The following is a 17,120-nucleotide window of genomic DNA, read 5'->3' on the forward strand; positions in this document are numbered from 1 at the left end:
GCGCCCCGCCATCGTCCGCACGGCGCCTGAACATGCCGCGCAGCGTCAGGCCCACCACGCCCAGCCCGGCCAGCGCCGCACCGGCAAATGCCAGCCAGGCCTTGCCCGGCAGGCCATCGCTCAGCAGGGTGTAGGTGTCAGGCACGGGCACGGTCACGCTGATCACGCCGGCGGGCTTGCCCGTCACGTAGCCGAAGCCACCGCCGCCGTTGAACTGGTTGTTCACGCGCAGGAACTCGGGCGCCTTAGCGGCCGAGTCATGGCACTTCAAGCAGCTCTTCTGGGCGATCACGGCACGTGCATACAGCAGGCGCCCGCCCTCCACCTTCCAGTACTCCAGCGGCTCGCCAGCACCTTGCGAAGTGGCCTGGCTGGCCGACTGGTGCGCCACGCGCGCGGCACTGGCCGCGGTCTGGCGCCCGGCCGAAGCCTGCATCGCCGTCAGGGCTTCCAGCTCGAAGGCATTGGGCGCATTGCTTTCGTTGAGCACGGTGCGCGCGGTCAGGCGGTACTGGGCCTTGCTGCCGGCTGCCAGCAGCACATCGGCCAGCTCGCGCTGGATCAGCGCGGGGTTCTTCCAGTGGTAGGCCTCCACGCGCTGCATCACTTCCTTTTCAGACAGCTTGGGCGCGTCCTTCTCTTCAGCGCGGGCCCCTTGCAGGAAAGCGGCATCGCCATTGCTCATGGCGTAGACCGAGCGTGTCAGGAAGGTGCCGGGCAAGGCCGCCTTGGCCCCTTCGGTGCGCACATGCACGCCGCCGTACTGCGAGGCCCAGCGGCCCACGTTCTCGGCCATGTCGGCCACGGTGCGGCCTTCACTGACGGTGCGGGACACCACCAGGGATTCCGCCGACCACCAGGCCCCCGTGCCCAAGGCCAACACCAGGATCGCGGACAGCAGAAGAACCAGGAATCCAGACAGGCGTGGCACGGCAAAACCTTTTCGGGGACCGCTGCGCGTGCCTCAGGGCCCTGTCAGCGGCGGGTGAATCTCATGTGGCGGGAATTATCTCCGCCCATCTGCCCATAATTGAGGACAAATGACCCCACCCCCCACATCCCGGGGGATACCCTTAATCGCAACCGATCAAATGCGCGCCATTTCCTCACCCAGGCGCACGGCGCCGGCGGGCTGCCAGCCCGGATTGAAGGCCAGCGGCCCCTGCGGGAAGAGCAGCACCACGGTGGAGCCGAGCAGGAAGCGCCCCATCTCTTCCCCCTTGCGCAGCACGATCTGCTGATCGTCGTAGCGCCACTCACGCACCTCGCGCGAACGCGGCGGGTTGACCACGCCATGCCACACCGTGCCCATGCTGCCCACGATCGTGGCGCCTACCAAGGTCAGCACGAAGGGCCCGTTCGGCCCCTCGAACACGCAGACCACGCGCTCATTGCGCGCGAACAGGCCGGGCACGCCGCGCGCCGTGGCCGGGTTCACAGAGAACAGATCGCCCGGCACATAGATCATGCGCAGCAGACGCCCATCACAGGGCATGTGGATGCGGTGGTAATCGCGCGGGCTCAGGTAGATGGTGGCGAAATGGCCGTTCTCGAACTGCTTGGCCAGCGTGCCGTCACCGCCCACCAATGCGGTCGTGCTGTAGCTGTGGCCCTTGGCCTGGAAGATCTGGTCGCGCTCGATCCGGCCGAACTGGCTGATGGCGCCATCGACCGGGCAGATCAGCTCCGCATTGGCGATGGGGCGCGCGCCAGCCTTCAAGGGCCGCGTGAAGAACTCGTTGAAGGTGGGATAGACGCTGATGTCCGGGTTGGCCGCCTCGGCCATGTTCACGTTATAGCGCTTGACGAACCAGCGGATCACCGCCGTGGTCAGCGCACCACCCTTGGCCGATGCGGCCTTGCCCGCCAGGGCCGTCAGGGCCTGCTTGGGCAGGACGTATTGCGACAGCACGAAAAGACGGTCAGACACAGGCGCACCCCGGATGATTGCGAAGGGCGCCATTCTAGCTAGGGGGCGGTGGCCCTGTAGGCAGCGAAGCGATCGGCCAGGAAGTCGATGAACACGTGCACCTTGGCCGACAAGTGATGGCGCTGCGGGTACAGCGCATGGATGTCGGCTGACACATCGGCCCACTGCGGCAACACCTGGTGCAACTGCCCCGCCTTCAGCATGGGCGCGATGTCCCATTCCGAACGCAGCAAGATGCCGTGCCCGGCCGTGGCCCAGTCCACCGCCACCTCACCGTGGTTGGTGCTGAGCGGGCCGCGCACCTTCACGCTGGTCTGCTCGCGCCCGTCTGACAACTGCCAGTTGTTAAAGGCACTGGTGTTCTCGCGGATCACGATGCAGCGGTGCTCCACCAGATCACGCGGCGTGGCCGGCTCGCCATGCGCGGCCAGATAAGCAGGCGCGGCACACAGCAGGCGGCGGTTGCTGACAATCTTGCGCGCGAGCACCCGCCGATCGGGCGGTTCGCCGAAGCGGATGCCGATGTCCATGGCGTGGGCCACCAGGTCCAGCGGCTTGTCGGTGAGTTCCAGCACCACCTCGACCTCCGGATAGCGCCACGCAAAATCGGAGATGGCCGGCGCCAGGTGGCGGCGCCCGAAGCCGAAGGTGGCGTTGATGCGCAGCAGCCCGCGGGGCTGCTCACGGCTGGCTGCCAGCGAGCGCTCCAATTGGTCGATTTCTCGCAGGATGCGGCTGCCTTCTTCCAGATAGCGTTCCCCTTCTGGCGTGAGGCTCAGCCGCCGGGTGGTACGGTGCAGCAGGCGCACCCCCAGGCGGTTTTCCAGTGCGGCCAGGCGGCGGCTCACGGCGGGCGGCGTCACCCCCAGTTCCGGCGCGGCCGAAGCCAGGCTGGGATGGCGGGCCAGCAGTTCAAAGAAAGCCAGATCGTGGGCGTCGCTCATGAGGGCAGGCGTTGGTCCGCCAATTGATGCATTCAAGTAATGAATCAAATGATTTCATAACCATTGATGAATCACAAGTCATCAATGAAGATGCAGCCCATGATGACCCTGCCCTTCATCCACCTGGTACCCGCACTGGGGCTGGGCGCGGCGTTGGGCTTCTTCGGCGGCTTGTTCGGCATCGGGGGCGGCATCATCGCCATCCCGCTGCTGGTGCTGGCCTTCGGCATGGACCAGCCCATGGCGCAAGGCACGGCGCTGGTGATGATGGTGCCCAACCTGCTGATCGGCTGGTGGCGCTACAACCGGCGCCAGCCCGTGCCCTGGCAGCGCGCACTGGCACTGGGCCTGATCGCCGCAGCCACCACCTGGGTGGTGGCGCACTTGGCCACGCGCATGCCGCCGCAATGGCTGCGGCAACTGTTCAGCCTGTTCCTGCTGGGCCTGTCGGTGAATCTGCTCTGGAGCCTGCACGCCTCAAAGCACCAAACCGACGCATCAAATCCCGAAAGTGGTGCATCCCGCGTGCCCCAGCGTTACCTGCCCCTGGTTGGCTTGGTGGGGGGCAGCAGCATGGGCTTGCTGGGCATCGGCGGCGGGCTGGTGGCCACGCCCATCTTCACCAGTTGGTTCGGCCAACGCCAGGCTGTGGCGCAGAGTTTTGCCCTGGCCCTGGTGGCACCCAGTTCGGTCATCGCGCTCAGCACCTACGCCACCGCGCACCAGGTGGATTGGTCGATGGGGCTGCCGTTGGCCGTCGCGGGCATGTTCACCGTGTCCTCCGGCGTGGCACTGGCCCATCGCCTGCCGGAGGCCAAGCTGCGCGCGGCCTTCGCGTGGATGCTGCTGGCCACCGCCCTGTGGCTACTGATCGGGCCTTTGCTGACCTCACAAGGCGGTTGATGACCTGATTTCTCAGCCTGGCGGCGAGAGGTTTGGCGGGGTGTGCACGCTTCTTGCTGCACACAGAACTGTATACAGTTTTACCCCCTGGAGCCTCTCGACATGACCGTGATGAAGTCCACCCGCCGCACCCTGCTCAGCACCGTTCTCTCCGCTGCCGCACTGACTCTGGGCATCGCAAGCCCCACCATGGTGCGCGCCGACACCCCCATCAAGTTCCAGTTGGACTGGCGTTTCGAAGGCCCCTCCGCCCTGTTCCTGCAGCCCGCGGCCAAGGGCTACTTCAAGCAGGCTGGCCTGGACGTGACCATCGACGCCGGCAATGGCTCGGGCGGCACCGTCACCCGTGTGGCCTCGGGCACCTACGACATGGGCTTCGCCGACCTGGCCGCCCTGATGGAGTTCCACGCCAACAACCCGGACGTGCCCAACAAGCCCGTGGCCATCATGATGGTCTACAACAACACGCCAGCCGCCGCCTTCATGCTCAAGAAGTCGGGGCTGAAGACCCCGGCCGATCTGGTCGGCAAGAAGCTGGGGGCCCCGGTGTTCGATTCGGGCCGCAAGTCCTGGCCCATCTTCGCCAAGGCCAACAAGCTGGGCGGCGTGAGCTGGATCAGCATGGACCCGCCCCTGCGCGAAACCATGCTGGTGCGCGGTGACGTGGACGCCATCACCGGCTTCACCTTCACCTCGCTGCTGAACCTGGAAGCCCGTGGCGTGAAGGCCGAGGACGTGGTCGTGCTGCCCTACGCCCAGTACGGCGTGAAGGTCTACGGCAACGTGATCATCGCCTCGCCCAAGTTCCTGAAAGAGAACCCCGATGCGGTCAAGGCCTTCCTGAAGGCCTTCGCCAAGGGCGCCAAGGACGTGCTGGCCAACCCCGACGCTGCCATCGACAGCGTCAAGGCCCGCGACGGCATCATCAACGTCAAGCTGGAACAGCGCCGCCTGAAGATGGCCATCAACGACGTGGTCAACAGCCCCGATGCACGCGCCGAAGGTTTCGGCCAGGTCAAACTGCCGCGCCTGTCGCTGATGGCCTCGCAGGTGGGCGATGCCTTCAACACCAAGACCCGCGTGAACCCCGAAGCCGTGTGGGCGCCGGCCTACCTGCCCTCGGCTGCCGACCTGGACGTGCTGCCCAAGAAGTGATCAGCGCCTGAATAACGACAACAACGATCCCCGCTGACCACCCCTTTCATGCGCAACACGAACGAGGTCCCCCACCGATGAGCACCTTCGTCGATTTCCAGAACGTCTGGCTGGCCTACAACGACGAGTTGTTGGCCAACGGCCAGTTCGCCGTCGAGGACATCAGCCTGAAGATGGCCGAGGGCGAGTTCATCGCCATCGTCGGGCCTTCGGGCTGCGGCAAGTCCACCTTCATGAAACTGACCACCGGCTTGAAGATGCCGTCCAAGGGACACATCCTCATCGATGGCAAGCACGTGGACGGCCCGCTCAAGATCACCGGCATGGCCTTCCAGGCCCCATCGCTGCTGCCGTGGCGCACGGTCGTCAGCAACGTGATGCTGCCGCTGGAGATCGTGGAGCCCTACCGCTCCACCTTCAAGGCCAAGCGCAAGGAGTACGAGGCCAAGGCCCGCGCCCTGCTGCAGAGCGTGGGCCTGGGCGGCTACGAGGACAAGTTCCCGTGGCAGCTCTCGGGCGGCATGCAGCAGCGCGCCAGCATCTGCCGCGCGCTGATCCACGAGCCCAAGATGCTGCTGCTGGACGAGCCCTTTGGCGCGCTCGACGCCTTCACGCGTGAAGAACTTTGGTGCGCCCTGCGCGACCTGCAGGCCGCGCAAAAGTTCAACGTGATCCTGGTGACGCACGACCTGCGCGAGGCCGTGTTCCTGGCCGACACCGTGTACGTGATGAGCCGCAGCCCCGGCCGCATCGTGGCACAGCGCGAGATCGAACTGCCGCGCCCGCGTGACCTGGAGGTGACCTACACCCCCGAGTTCACCGGCATCGTGCACGAGCTGCGCGGCCACATCGGCGCGCTGCGCAAGCCCACCAACCTCGCGGCCCCTTCCAACAGCACGACGGACATCGCCCAATGAAGCTCAGCCAGAAACAACTCGAACGCTGGTCGCCCTGGGTGCTGCTGGCCGCGGTGCTGCTGGTATGGCAGTTCATCTGCATGGCCTTCGATGTGCCCGAGTACCTCTTCCCCAGCCCCAGTCGCATCGCGCACCAGTTCCTGGAGTTCCGCGACGAGATCCTGCGGCACGCTTGGCGCACCTTCTGGGTGACGATGCTGGGCTTCGGCATCTCCATCGTCGTGGGCGTGCTGCTGGGCTTTTTGATCGGCAGTTCGCGCGCGGCCTACGCGGCCATCTACCCCTTGATGACAGCGTTCAACGCATTGCCCAAGGCGGCCTTCATCCCCATCCTGGTGGTGTGGGTCGGCATCGGCGTGGGGCCGGCCGTGCTCACGGCCTTTTTGATCAGCTTCTTCCCGATCACGGTGAACATCGCCACGGGCCTGGCCACGCTGGAGCCCGAGCTGGAAGACGTGCTGCGCGTGCTGGGCGCCAAGCGCTGGGACGTGCTGGTCAAGGTGGGCCTGCCCCGCTCCATGCCCTACTTCTACGGCTCGCTCAAGGTAGCGATCACGCTGGCCTTCGTCGGCACCACCGTGTCGGAAATGACAGCCGCCAACGAAGGCATCGGCTACCTGCTGATCAGCGCCGGCTCGTCCATGCAGATGGCGCTGGCCTTCGCGGGCCTGGTCGTCGTCGGTGCGATGGCGATGGTGATGTACGAGCTGTTCTCGGTGGTCGAGAAGCGCACCACGGCGTGGGCGCACCGCGGCAGCCAAGGTCACTGATCGAGTTTGACGAAGATCAACAAGCTGGCCCGCAGTTTGCATTGATCAACAGGCAAGAGTAGAAGCGTTCACCAGCGGCACCTCCCCGGTGCCACTGACCGGAAATTGCTCTTGAGATGGCCCCCAAAGGTTCTGCCGCCACCGCGCGGCAGGGCCGCCATGTCAAGAACGCACACGCCGCCATGAACGCCTTGCCCGGCTTTCAGCCACAGCAGCAATCGGATCCGCACAGCTTCAACGCCGCGCTGCACCAGGCCGCGCTGGACACGTTGCGCGCGGCCGGGCACGAGGTGCGGGATCTGGACCTGTACAAGTTGAGCTTCGACCCCGTGCTGGGCGCGGCCGAGAAGCTCACCTACCTGGGCGACACGCAGGTCAACATCGACGCGCTGAACGCACACGTCGAGCCGCTGCAATGGGCCGATGCGCTGGTTGTGGTCTACCCCACCTGGATGTACGGCCCGCCCGCCATCCTCAAGGGCTGGCTGGACCGCGTGATGCTGCCCGGCGTGGCCTTTCGCCTGGGCGGGCACCCGCTGCGCCCGATCCGAGGCTGCCTGGACAACATCCGCCATTTCGTCGGCATCACCACCTCGGGCTCGCCGTGGTGGTGGCTGCGTGTGATTGGCGATCCGGGCCGCAGCCTCTTCATGCGCGGCCTGCGCCCCCTGTTCGCCCGCCGCTGCTGTGCGCAATGGCTGCAACTGCATTCGATGAACCACACCACGCGCAAGCAACGCCACCGTTTCCTCACGCGGGTGCAGGCCTGCCTTGGCCGGCTGGCATGAGCGCGCGCAGACCCTTCGATTTCACCCCTCACCCTCAACCCCGACTTCACCCCACCGGAGCCTTGACGATGACCCGATGCAAAACCCTGTCGCTGAGCAAGCTGAGCCAATTCACCAAGCTGGCCCTGTCCGCCGCGGCGAGCGCCGCCGTGCTGGCATCGGCCCTGCCCGCGCAGGCGGCCGACAAGTTCACCTTCCTGACCAACTGGTACGCGCAGGCCGAGCACGGCGGCTTCTACCAGGCGCAGGCCACGGGCTTGTACGGCAAGGCCGGCCTGGACGTGACGATCAAGATGGGCGGCCCACAGGTGAACCTGATGCAGCTGCTGGTAGCCGGCCAGGCCGACTGCATCATGGGTTACGACGTGCAGACCATCAAGGCCTGGGAGCAAGGCATCCCCGCCGTCACCGTGGCCGCCGCCTTCCAGAAGGATCCGGCCGTCATCATCGCGCACCCGCAGGTTAAGAAGTTCGAAGATCTCAAGGGCAAGACCATCCTGGTCGGCAGCGCCGGCCTGGTCACCTACTGGCCCTGGGTGAAGAGCAAGTACGGCTTCACCGACAGCCAGGTGCGCCCCTACACCTTCAACATCCAGCCCTTCCTGGCCGACAAGGACATCGCACAGCAAGGCTACCTGGCCTCCGAGCCCTACAGCATCGAGAAGGAAGGCAAGATCAAGCCAAGTGTGTTCCTGCTGTCCGACCTGGGCTGGCCTCCGTACGCCACCACCGTGGTCTGCGCGGCCGACACGGTCAAGAACAAGCCGAAGATCGTCGCAGCCTTCGTGAAGGCCTCGATGGAAGGCTGGAAGAGCTACCTGAGCGCCGATCCGGCCCCAGGCAATGCGCTCATCAAGAAGGACAACCCCAACATGACGGACGACCTGATCGCCAATGGCATCAGCAAGATGAAGTCCGAGGGCATGGTCTTCGGCGGCGACGCGGCCAAGCTGGGCATCGGCATCGTGACCGACGAGCGCATGAAGACCACCTTCGACATGATGGTGGCCAACAAGCTGGTCGACCCGAGCAAGGTCGACCTGAAGAAGACCTACACCACCCAGTTCGTCAAGGACCTCAAGGTGATGCCTTGATGGCCTGAGCACTTGAGCGACGACACAGCCGAGAGCAACACACCATGCACAGCCTGCCCATCATCGACCTGCGCCAGACCGAGGGCCTGGCCGAGCGCATCGACCAGGCCTGCCGTGACCGCGGGTTCTTCTACCTCGTGGGCCACGGCGTGGACCCGGCCCTGCGCGCGGCCATGTTCGACGCGGCGCAGCGCTTTTTCGCGCTGAGCGAGCCTGAGAAGGCCCGCTGGCACATCGAGCGCAGCGGCATCCACCGAGGCTTCGACCCCATCGGGTGGCAGGCGCTGGAGCCGGGCCAGCCGGGCGATCTGAAGGAAAGCTTCTACCTGGGCGTGGACCGGGGCGAAGACGATCCTTTGGTCAAAGCCGGCACGCCGAACCAGGGCGCCAACCAGTGGCCCGATGAAGCGCTGGTCGATGGCTTCAAGCAGGCTGTGCAGGCCTACGAGCAGGCGCTCAATGCGCTGTCTCACCGACTGCTCTCGCTGATGGCCGCAGGGCTGGGCCTGGCGCCCGACCACTTCGAGCGCTACCTGCTCGATCCGATGCCCGTGCTGCGCCTGCTGCACTACCCCGAGCAGCCGCCTTCGGAGGCGCTGCTGCCCGGCCAGATCGGCTGCGGCGCGCACACCGACTGGGGCAGCGTGACCCTGCTCGCGCAGGACGATGCCGGTGGCCTGCAGGTGCAGGCGGCCGATGGCAGCTGGTTCGACGCGCCGCCCGTGGAGGGTAGCTTCGTGGTCAACCTGGGCGACATGATGGCCCGCTGGACCAACGACCGCTACCGCTCCACGCCGCACCGCGTCTTCAACCCGCAGGGGCGCGAGCGCTATTCCATCGCCTACTTCTTCGACATCGACTACCACGCCGAGGTCAGTGCCCTGCCCGGCTGCTTCAGCGATGCCAATCCCCCCCGCTACCCGCCCACCACGGCGGGCCAGCACATCATCGAGATGTATGAACGCACCCGTGCCAGCCATTGAAGTCCTGTCGGCCGAACAGGTCTACCCCAACGGCACCCGCGCGCTGACACCGGTGTCGCTGGCGATCCAGCCCGGCGAGTTCGTGACCCTGCTGGGCCCTTCGGGCTGCGGCAAGAGCACGCTGCTCAAGATGGTCGCGGGCCTGCTGGAGCCCAGCGATGGCCGCATCCTGCTCTCGCGCAAGCCCGTGCAGGATGCCAACGCCGATCATCAACTGTCCTTCGTCTTCCAGGAGGCCACCCTGATGCCCTGGTCCACGGTGGAGGCCAATGTGCGACTGCCGCTGGACCTGGCCGGTGTGCCCAAGGCCGAGGCCGCGCCGCGCGTGGCCCAGGCGCTGGAGATGGTCGGCCTGGGCGCCTTCGGCAAGCACCGCCCGCGTGAACTGTCAGGCGGCATGCAGATGCGCGTGTCCATCGCGCGCGGCCTGGTCACGCAACCCAAGCTGCTGCTGATGGACGAGCCGTTCGGTGCGTTGGATGAGTTCACCCGCAACAAGCTGGACACCGACCTGCTGGATCTGTGGCGCCGCCAGGGCCTCACGGTGGTGTTCGTGACGCACAGCATCAGCGAGGCCGTGTTCCTGTCCACCCGCGTGATCGTGATGGCCGCCCGCCCCGGTCGCGTGGTGGAAGACATCGCCATCGACCCCAGCATCCCGCGCGACGACGATTACCGCACCAGCCCGCGCTTCAACGAGCTGGTGCGCCATCTGCAGCACAGTCTGTCGGAGGCCCACGCATGAGCACCCCGCTGATCAGGAACGAGCGCGCGTTGCAATGGCTGCTGCCACTGCTCGTGGCCGCCGTGCTGCTGGGCCTGTGGCAAGGCTGGACGGTCGTCGCCGACGTGCCCGCCTACCTGGTGCCCTCACCCCGGGCCATCGCCAAGACGCTGGTGGCCGACTGGGCGCTGCTCAGCGGTTCGCTGTGGGTCACCGTCAAGATCACCGTGCTGGCCTTCCTGGTGTCGGTGGTGCTGGGCTCGCTGGTGGCCTTCGCCTTCGTGCAGAGCCGCTGGATCGAATCGGCCTTCTTTCCCTACGCCGTGCTGCTGCAGGTGACACCGGTCGTGGCCATCGCCCCGCTGATCATCATCTGGGTGAAGGACCCCACCGCCTCGCTGGTGGTCTGCGCCACGCTGGTCGCGCTGTTCCCCATCATCAGCAACACCACGGTGGGCTTGCGCAGCGTTAACCCGGGCCTGGCAGCCTACTTCAAGCTGCAACGCGCCTCGCGCTGGCAGACTCTGGTGCGCCTGCGCATCCCTTCGGCCCTGCCTTACTTTTTCGCTGGGCTGCGCATCTCCGGCGGCCTGGCGCTGATCGGCGCCGTGGTGGCAGAGTTCGTGGCCGGCACCGGCGGCACGGGCACGGGCCTGGCCTACCAGATCCTGCAATCGGGCTACCAGCTCAACATCCCGCGTCTGTTCGCAGCCCTGGTGCTGATCTCGGTCACCGGCGTGGGCGTGTTCGCCGTGCTGTCGGCCATCTCGCGCTGGGCGCTGGGCGGCTGGCACGAGAGTGAGATGAGCCGCTGACCGAACCTTGATGCCATTCGACATGACGACACCTTCTTCCATCCTGATCCGCAACGCCCGCGCCATCCTCACCGGCCTGCCCGGTGACGCCATGCGCCACGACGTGGCCACGCATGGCGCCGACATGCGCGTGCGCGGCGACGTGATCGAGGCCATCGGCACGCTTGAGCCCCAACCCGGCGAGCGCGTGATCGACGCCAGCGGCAGCGTGGTCATGCCCGGCTGGGTCAACACCCACCACCACCTGTTCCAGAGCCTGCTCAAGGGCATCCCGGCCGGCATCAACGAAGGGCTGATGGGCTGGCTCAGCGCCGTGCCCGTGGCTTATCGCCGCCACTTCGACCACGACGAGGTGATGCGCGTGGCCGCACGCCTCGGCATGGTCGAGCTGCTGCTGTCGGGCTGCACCACCGTGGCCGACCACCAGTACCACTACTACCCGGGCATGCCCTTCGATGCCTCGGCCGCCGTGTTCGACGAGGCCGAAGCCCTGGGCCTGCGCTTCGTGCTGTGCCGGGGCGGGCAGACCATCGTGCGCGCCATCGATGTGAACCCGCCGCCGCAGGTGCGCCCCGAAACGCTGGAGCAGTTCTTCACCGCCGTGGAGCGCGATGTGCATCGCTACCATCAAGCGGGCCCAAGGCCCATGCGTCAGGTGGTGAGCGCGCCGACCACGCCCACTTGGTCCGTGCCGGTGGAGCACCTCAAGCCCATGGCCCAGGAGGCCCGCCGCCTGGGCATCCGCCTGCACAGCCACCTCAGCGAAACGGTGGAGTACGTCACTTACTGCCGCGAGGTGCACGGTTGCTCGCCGGTGGAGTTCGTCGACCGCCACGACTGGCTGGGCGAAGACGTCTGGTACGCCCACCTGGTGCACCTCACGCCCCAAGAGATCCAGACGCTGGCCGAGACCGGCACCGGCATGGCCCACTGCCCGCAAAGCAATGGCCGCCTGGGCTCCGGCGTGGCGCCCGCGCCCGAGCTGATGCGCGCCGGTGGCCGCGTTTCGCTGGCCGTGGACGGCGCGGCCTCCAACGAAGCCGCCGACATGTTCCACGAAGCGCACACCGCCTGGATGGTGCACCGTGCCGTCAAGGGCCCAGGCGCGCTCAGCACCGATGAGGTCATCCGCATGGGCACGGCCGGCGGCGCACAGGTGCTGGGCCTGCAAGGCGTGGGCACGCTGGCACCGGGCCAGGCCGCCGACCTGGTCGTGCTGCCCTTGAACGATCCGCGGCAGTGGGGCCTGCACGATCCCGCCGTGGCCCCCGTGGCTTGTGGTGCCGCACGGCCCAGCCATGTGCTGTGCGCGGGCAGGCTGGTGGTCGATGAAGGCGTGATCCCCGGACTGGACATGGAGAAGCTTCACGCCCAGGCCGATGAAGCCGTGCGCCACATGCAGAAGGCAATGGCCTGAACGCGCGGCCAGATGTGGCTCAAAACCCTGACGCACTCATGCCATCAGCCCCTTACACATCAATCGGCACGGGCCGACTGACACGCCCCGCAGCCAGGCGCACAGTAGGAGCCATGGATACAGCAATCCATGTCTTCCCACCCGATGACAAAAGGAGCAAGATCATGAACAAAGACCAAGTGAAGGGCCGTATGCACCAGGCTGTTGGCAAGGCCAAGGAAGCGGCGGGCGACGCCACCGACAACTCCAAGCTGCAGGCCAAGGGCATCGCCCAGCAGGCCAAGGGCAAGGCCCAGGCCAACTACGGCGACGCGAAGAATTCCGTCGCCAAGAAGATCGACCGTTGATCACAACCGTTGATGGAGCGAGGGCGATGCGAGACCACTTGACCATATCAGGCGTTTTCGCCGCCCCGCCCAACCCGCCGGATGCGCCGCCGCACCCCAACCCGGTGCACGGCACGCCGCCCATGACGGATCCGGAAGATACCCCGACTCCCCTCCACAGACCCTCCGACGGAGAGCCGGTGCAGGAGCCGGTCGAGCCGGACACCCTCTAGGTGTGCTGACTGCGACGCGCCCCGCAGGCCACCGCTTCAACGCGGTGACCTTCAGGCTCGCTGAGGAACTGCTTGCGAGCAGCACCCCAGCGGGCCTCCTTGCGTTCTGTGCCCGAAAGGCGCCGATGCCATCGCGTCGCCCTTCACGCAGGTTGCCTGTCCTTGCTCTCGTTGCTGCCATCAGGTGTTGGCACGGGGTTGTCCGGCTGATCAGGTACCGTCAGATGCGAGGTGCAATTCGGACAACGGCACGCCTTGATCGGGATGATGCTTCGGCAGTAAGGGCACTTCTTATCGGAAGGCTCGCCCGGTGGTGGCAGTGGCTCCTGGAAATGCGCATCCATCTGCGCCTCCGCCCGGCTCATCAGCCGACTCACGATGAACATCGCCAGGCCCACCAACATGGTGGGCCAGCATCGCGTTGATGAACATGCCGTAGTTCAAGGTCACCGCACCAGCCGCCTTGGCTTGCGCAAGCGTGAGATACGGGCCGGCAGCGCTAGGCCCTTCTCTCAGCACCACGAAGAAATCCTTGAAGTCGGTGCGCCCCATCAGCAGGCCCACAGGCGGCATGATGATGTCGTCCACCAGGCTGCGCGCGATGGTCGTGAAGGCCGCGCCCACGGTGAAACCCACAGCCAGGTCCACCAGGTTGCCGCGGGTCACGAACTTGCGAAAATCTCTCCAGAAATGCATGGCGATGTCATGAGAACAATGTTCACCGCATTGCATCGCCTTTGCGCCCATGCGGCTATCGGCCTGGACCGATGCCCGGTGTAGGCATCGGTCGTCACCTTGTTATCACCTCAAAGCAGTAGAACCATGAGCACCCATCCCGCCCGGCCCCCTCTGAGCCAGGCCCAGATCGTCAAGCACCTGCACCGCGCCAACGAGGTCGCGCGTCGTGCCATGGGCCTGGGCAAGCACCCCTTCGGCGCGATCCTCGTCGGGCCCGATGGGGAGACCGTGCTGGCCGAGCAAGGCAATGTCGACACCGTGAACCACGCCGAATCCGTGCTGGCCCGCACCGCGGCACTGAACTTCAGCCCCGAGGTGCTGTGGCAGTGCACACTGGTGACCACGGTCGAGCCCTGCGTGATGTGCGCCGGCACGCAGTACTGGGCCAACATCGGCCGCGTGGTGTACGGCATGACCGAGCACCGCCTGCTGGAACTCACCGGCAACGCCGAAGAGAACCCGACGATGAGCCTGCCCTGCCGCGAGGTGTTCGCGCGCGGCCAGAAGCCCATCGAGGTCATCGGCCCTGTGCCCGAAGTGGAAGAAGCCATGGCCGCCTTGCACAAGGGCTTCTGGCACCCATGAACTTGGCAATCCTGAACGTTTAAGCGCTGGCGTGCAGTCCTGATTACGCATTGGGAATCCCCTGTCTGCACGTGGCGCCAGGCGCGCGGCACAATCGTCCGCATGACCAAGACAGCCGCGCCCTACATCCCCCAGATCCGCCTGTACCAGCAATGGCTGGAGAAGCGCCATGGCCTGCGCTTCGATGATTTCGAGGCGCTGTGGCGCTGGTCGGTCGATGAGCCCGAAGCCTTCTGGATGAGCCTGTGGGAACACGATGCGATCGACTCGCCCGTGCCACCCACCGTGGCACTGGAAGACGCCACCATGCCTGGCGCCAAGTGGTTCCCGGGCACACAGGTGAACTACGCGCAGCGCGTACTGCGACATGCCGAGGCAGCCCAGCGTGCAGGCCAGCCCGCCATCATCAGCGACAACGAACTGGGTGAGGCGCGTGAGCTGCCGTGGCCCGAACTGCAGCGCCAGGTGGCGTCCTTCGCGCTCACCTTGCGCGAACTGGGCGTGGGCCGGGGCGACCGCGTGGCCGCCTACCTGCCCAACGTGCCCGAAACCATCGTGGCCTTCCTGGCCTGCGCCAGCATCGGCGCCATCTGGAGCGTGTGCGCGCCAGACATGGGCGCCCAGGCCGTGACCGACCGCTTCCAGCAGATTGCGCCGAAGGTGCTGATCGCGGCCGATGGCGTGTACTACGCCGGCAAGGCCATCGACCGAGCCGACACGGTGGCTGCCTTGCGCGCCGCCCTGCCCACGGTCGAAAAGCTCATCGTGCTGCAATCGGCCCATTCGCGCGGCCTGCCGACCGCCGACCTGACCTACGCTCAGGCCACCGCCCGTGACGACGAGGCCACGCGCACCTTCCTACCCGAATGGCTGCCCTTCGACCATCCGCTGTGGGTGGTCTACTCCAGCGGCACCACCGGCCTGCCCAAGCCGCTGGTGCATGGCCACGGCGGCATCATCACGATCGTCGCGGCCATCGGCAAGCACAACGACATCGGCCCCAGCTACGCACCCAACAGCTTTGGCGAGCGCTTCCACTGGTACAGCTCCACCGGCTGGATCATGTGGAACACGCAAGTGGCCGGCCTGCTCGACGGCGCCACCATCTGCCTGTTCGATGGCAGCCCAGGCGGCGGCAAGGAGGCCCCCGACTGGACCGTGCTGTGGCGCTTCGCCGCACGCCACCAGGTCACCTACTTCGGCGCGGGGGCGGCCTTCTACGCCAACTGCATGAAGGCCGGCGTGGACATCGCCGCGTGCGGCGACCTGACGCGCATCCGCGCACTCGGCTCCACCGGCTCGCCCCTGTCGGAAGACGTGCAGCGCTGGGGCACCGAACAGTTCGCGCACATCGGCACACCCGACATCTGGTGGAACAACCTCTCGGGCGGCACCGACTTCGCCGGCATCTTCGTGGGCGGCCACCGCGAACTGCCCAACGAGCCCGGCGTGATGCAGTGCCGCGCCATCGGCCATGCCGTCGAAGCCTGGAACGAGCAAGGCCAGGCCGTCACCGGCGAGGTGGGCGAACTGGTCTGCAGCAAGCCCGTTCCCTCAATGCCGCTGTTCTTCTGGGGCGACCAGGGCAACGCACGCTACCTGTCGAGCTACTTCGACGTCTACCCCGGCGTCTGGCGCCACGGCGACTGGATCAAGGTGAACGACAACGGCAGCTGCGTCATCTACGGCCGCAGCGACGCAACCATCAACCGCCACGGCCTGCGCATGGGCACCAGCGAGATCTACGCGGCGGTCGAGGCACTGCCCGAGGTGCTCGACTCGATGGTGATCGACCTGGAGTACCTGGGCCGCGCCAGCCGCATGGTGCTCTTCGTGGTGCTGCGCGAAGGCTTCACGCTCGATGCGGCCCTCACTGCCCGCATCCAGGGCGCGATCAAGACGGCGCTGTCACCGCGCTTCATCCCCGACGACATCCTTCAAGCGCCCGAGATACCGCGCACCTTGTCCGGCAAGAAACAGGAGGTGCCGATCAAGAAGCTCTTCCTGGGCCAGCCGATCGACAAGGTCGTTAACCGCGAGGCCATGGCCAACCCGCAATGCGTGCCGTGGTACGTGGCACAGGCGGAGGCACCCACCGCAGGTTGACTGCACTGTTGTTGCGGCGCAGCGGCAACTGTTGGGTATTACCGGTTTGGCGATGCCGTTGGCTGGGGCTGATGTAACGGGACCAGTTTCTTGCGTGCTGCTTGCTGAGATTCGGTAAAGTGTGACGCAAACCAATAGCCCAGATTCATGCCCGCAAGCCACGAATTGATGTCTGAATTGCGTGCCGCTGCGGATGTGCTGTCCAGCCCTGACGGGCTGCCCAGGTATCGCCAGTTGGTCGCCGAAGCGCTGCACAAGCGCTTTCAGTGCTCCATGGCCAGTCTGTGGGTGCTCAAGGATGGCGCCAACGGCCGCTACCTGCTGTGCGTGGCCGCTTTCTCTGAAAACCCCACCCTCTCTGCCACGGGTGTCGAGCTGTATGAGGCCAATTTCCAGGCCTACTTCGATGCCTTGATCAACGCCAAGGTCTACAGCTCTCCCAAGGCGCAGGAAGATCCGAACCTGGCCGGTCTGCGGGACAGCTACCTCATTCCGCAGGGCGTGCAAGCCCTGCTGGATGTGGCCTTCCAGATCAACGGCCAGCCGCTGGGCGTGCTGTGCCTGGAACAGCGCGACACGCCTCGCATCTGGAGCAAACTCGACGAGGTTGATCTGCGCACGGCGGCTTCTGTCATCGGCATCGGCATCGCGCGTTACCGCAACGCCGAGCAGCACAGCTCGGTGGCCTGAGC

Annotated in this window: 18 protein-coding genes; 14 read left to right on the top strand and 4 right to left on the bottom strand. The window is 66.2% G+C overall.

Translation table 11 applies throughout. The annotated features are described in order from the left end of the window. The 3 genes from WAQ08_RS15125 to WAQ08_RS15135 all read right to left on the bottom strand — a co-directional run. Window positions 1–931 (bottom strand): c-type heme family protein (locus WAQ08_RS15125; protein WP_422192581.1); only part of this gene is annotated, 931 nt, incomplete at its 3' end. Between the two features lie 156 nt (window positions 932–1,087). Further along, complete coding sequence (asd, locus tag WAQ08_RS15130) at window positions 1,088–1,930, bottom strand: archaetidylserine decarboxylase (protein WP_422192582.1); 843 nt, start codon at window positions 1,928–1,930, stop codon at window positions 1,088–1,090. 38 nt (window positions 1,931–1,968) lie between these two features. After that, window positions 1,969–2,874 (bottom strand): LysR family transcriptional regulator, encoded by a 906-nt coding sequence (locus WAQ08_RS15135; RefSeq protein WP_422192584.1) that lies wholly within the window; start codon window positions 2,872–2,874, stop codon window positions 1,969–1,971. A 99-nt stretch (window positions 2,875–2,973) separates the two neighbouring features. On the opposite strand from WAQ08_RS15135, the gene WAQ08_RS15140 reads away from it, so the two are divergent. The 11 genes from WAQ08_RS15140 to WAQ08_RS15190 all read left to right on the top strand — a co-directional run bounded on the left by WAQ08_RS15140 (window position 2,974) and on the right by WAQ08_RS15190 (window position 12,787). Continuing rightward, the gene (locus tag WAQ08_RS15140) at window positions 2,974–3,777 is read left to right on the top strand and encodes a sulfite exporter TauE/SafE family protein (RefSeq protein ID WP_422192585.1); all 804 of its coding nucleotides are present in this window, start codon (window positions 2,974–2,976) and stop codon (window positions 3,775–3,777) included. Window positions 3,778–3,879: 102 nt separating this feature from the next. Further along, window positions 3,880–4,932, top strand: coding sequence for an ABC transporter substrate-binding protein (locus WAQ08_RS15145; RefSeq protein ID WP_422192587.1), 1,053 nt, complete (start codon window positions 3,880–3,882; stop codon window positions 4,930–4,932). A 77-nt stretch (window positions 4,933–5,009) separates the two neighbouring features. Beyond that, window positions 5,010–5,849 carry an ABC transporter ATP-binding protein gene (locus WAQ08_RS15150; protein ID WP_422192588.1) on the top strand — a complete coding sequence of 280 codons (840 nt, stop codon included), beginning with the start codon at window positions 5,010–5,012 and terminating at the stop codon, window positions 5,847–5,849. After that, window positions 5,846–6,619: an ABC transporter permease gene (locus tag WAQ08_RS15155; protein ID WP_422192589.1), complete on the top strand. Its 774-nt coding sequence runs from the start codon at window positions 5,846–5,848 to the stop codon at window positions 6,617–6,619. The genes WAQ08_RS15150 and WAQ08_RS15155 overlap by 4 nt, the downstream gene beginning before the upstream one ends. Window positions 6,620–6,801: 182 nt before the next feature. Next, window positions 6,802–7,407, top strand: a complete 606-nt coding sequence (locus WAQ08_RS15160) for an NAD(P)H-dependent oxidoreductase (protein WP_422192591.1) — start codon at window positions 6,802–6,804, stop codon at window positions 7,405–7,407. Window positions 7,408–7,475: 68 nt separating this feature from the next. Further along, window positions 7,476–8,501 (top strand): ABC transporter substrate-binding protein, encoded by a 1,026-nt coding sequence (locus WAQ08_RS15165; protein ID WP_422192592.1) that lies wholly within the window; start codon window positions 7,476–7,478, stop codon window positions 8,499–8,501. A 44-nt stretch (window positions 8,502–8,545) separates the two neighbouring features. After that, the gene (locus tag WAQ08_RS15170) at window positions 8,546–9,484 is read left to right on the top strand and encodes an isopenicillin N synthase family dioxygenase (RefSeq protein WP_422192593.1); all 939 of its coding nucleotides are present in this window, start codon (window positions 8,546–8,548) and stop codon (window positions 9,482–9,484) included. Next, window positions 9,459–10,229 (top strand): ABC transporter ATP-binding protein, encoded by a 771-nt coding sequence (locus tag WAQ08_RS15175; RefSeq protein ID WP_422192595.1) that lies wholly within the window; start codon window positions 9,459–9,461, stop codon window positions 10,227–10,229. The genes WAQ08_RS15170 and WAQ08_RS15175 overlap by 26 nt, the downstream gene beginning before the upstream one ends. Further along, window positions 10,226–11,023: an ABC transporter permease gene (locus tag WAQ08_RS15180; RefSeq protein ID WP_422192596.1), complete on the top strand. Its 798-nt coding sequence runs from the start codon at window positions 10,226–10,228 to the stop codon at window positions 11,021–11,023. The genes WAQ08_RS15175 and WAQ08_RS15180 overlap by 4 nt, the downstream gene beginning before the upstream one ends. A gap of 22 nt (window positions 11,024–11,045) precedes the next feature. Beyond that, complete coding sequence (locus WAQ08_RS15185) at window positions 11,046–12,440, top strand: amidohydrolase family protein (RefSeq protein ID WP_422192597.1); 1,395 nt, start codon at window positions 11,046–11,048, stop codon at window positions 12,438–12,440. A 164-nt stretch (window positions 12,441–12,604) separates the two neighbouring features. Further along, the gene (locus tag WAQ08_RS15190) at window positions 12,605–12,787 is read left to right on the top strand and encodes a CsbD family protein (protein ID WP_422192599.1); all 183 of its coding nucleotides are present in this window, start codon (window positions 12,605–12,607) and stop codon (window positions 12,785–12,787) included. Window positions 12,788–13,290: 503 nt separating this feature from the next. Here WAQ08_RS15190 and mscL read toward each other — a convergent pair. Then, window positions 13,291–13,695, bottom strand: a complete 405-nt coding sequence (mscL, locus tag WAQ08_RS15195; protein WP_422192601.1) for a large conductance mechanosensitive channel protein MscL — start codon at window positions 13,693–13,695, stop codon at window positions 13,291–13,293. A 126-nt stretch (window positions 13,696–13,821) separates the two neighbouring features. Here mscL and WAQ08_RS15200 point away from each other — a divergent pair, with 126 nt between their 5' ends. The 3 genes from WAQ08_RS15200 to WAQ08_RS15210 all read left to right on the top strand — a co-directional run bounded on the left by WAQ08_RS15200 (window position 13,822) and on the right by WAQ08_RS15210 (window position 17,118). Continuing rightward, entirely contained in the window at window positions 13,822–14,322 is a 501-nt protein-coding gene (locus WAQ08_RS15200) for a nucleoside deaminase (protein WP_422192603.1), read from the top strand. 102 nt (window positions 14,323–14,424) lie between these two features. Further along, window positions 14,425–16,428 carry an acetoacetate--CoA ligase gene (locus tag WAQ08_RS15205; RefSeq protein WP_422192604.1) on the top strand — a complete coding sequence of 668 codons (2,004 nt, stop codon included), beginning with the start codon at window positions 14,425–14,427 and terminating at the stop codon, window positions 16,426–16,428. 168 nt (window positions 16,429–16,596) lie between these two features. Further along, a complete protein-coding gene (locus WAQ08_RS15210; protein ID WP_422192606.1) occupies window positions 16,597–17,118 on the top strand; it encodes a GAF domain-containing protein in 522 nt (173 codons plus the stop codon). The last annotated feature ends 2 nt before the right edge of the window (window positions 17,119–17,120 follow it).

The organism is Aquabacterium sp. (assembly GCF_049274795.1).
GTDB lineage: Bacteria > Pseudomonadota > Gammaproteobacteria > Burkholderiales > Burkholderiaceae_C > Aquabacterium.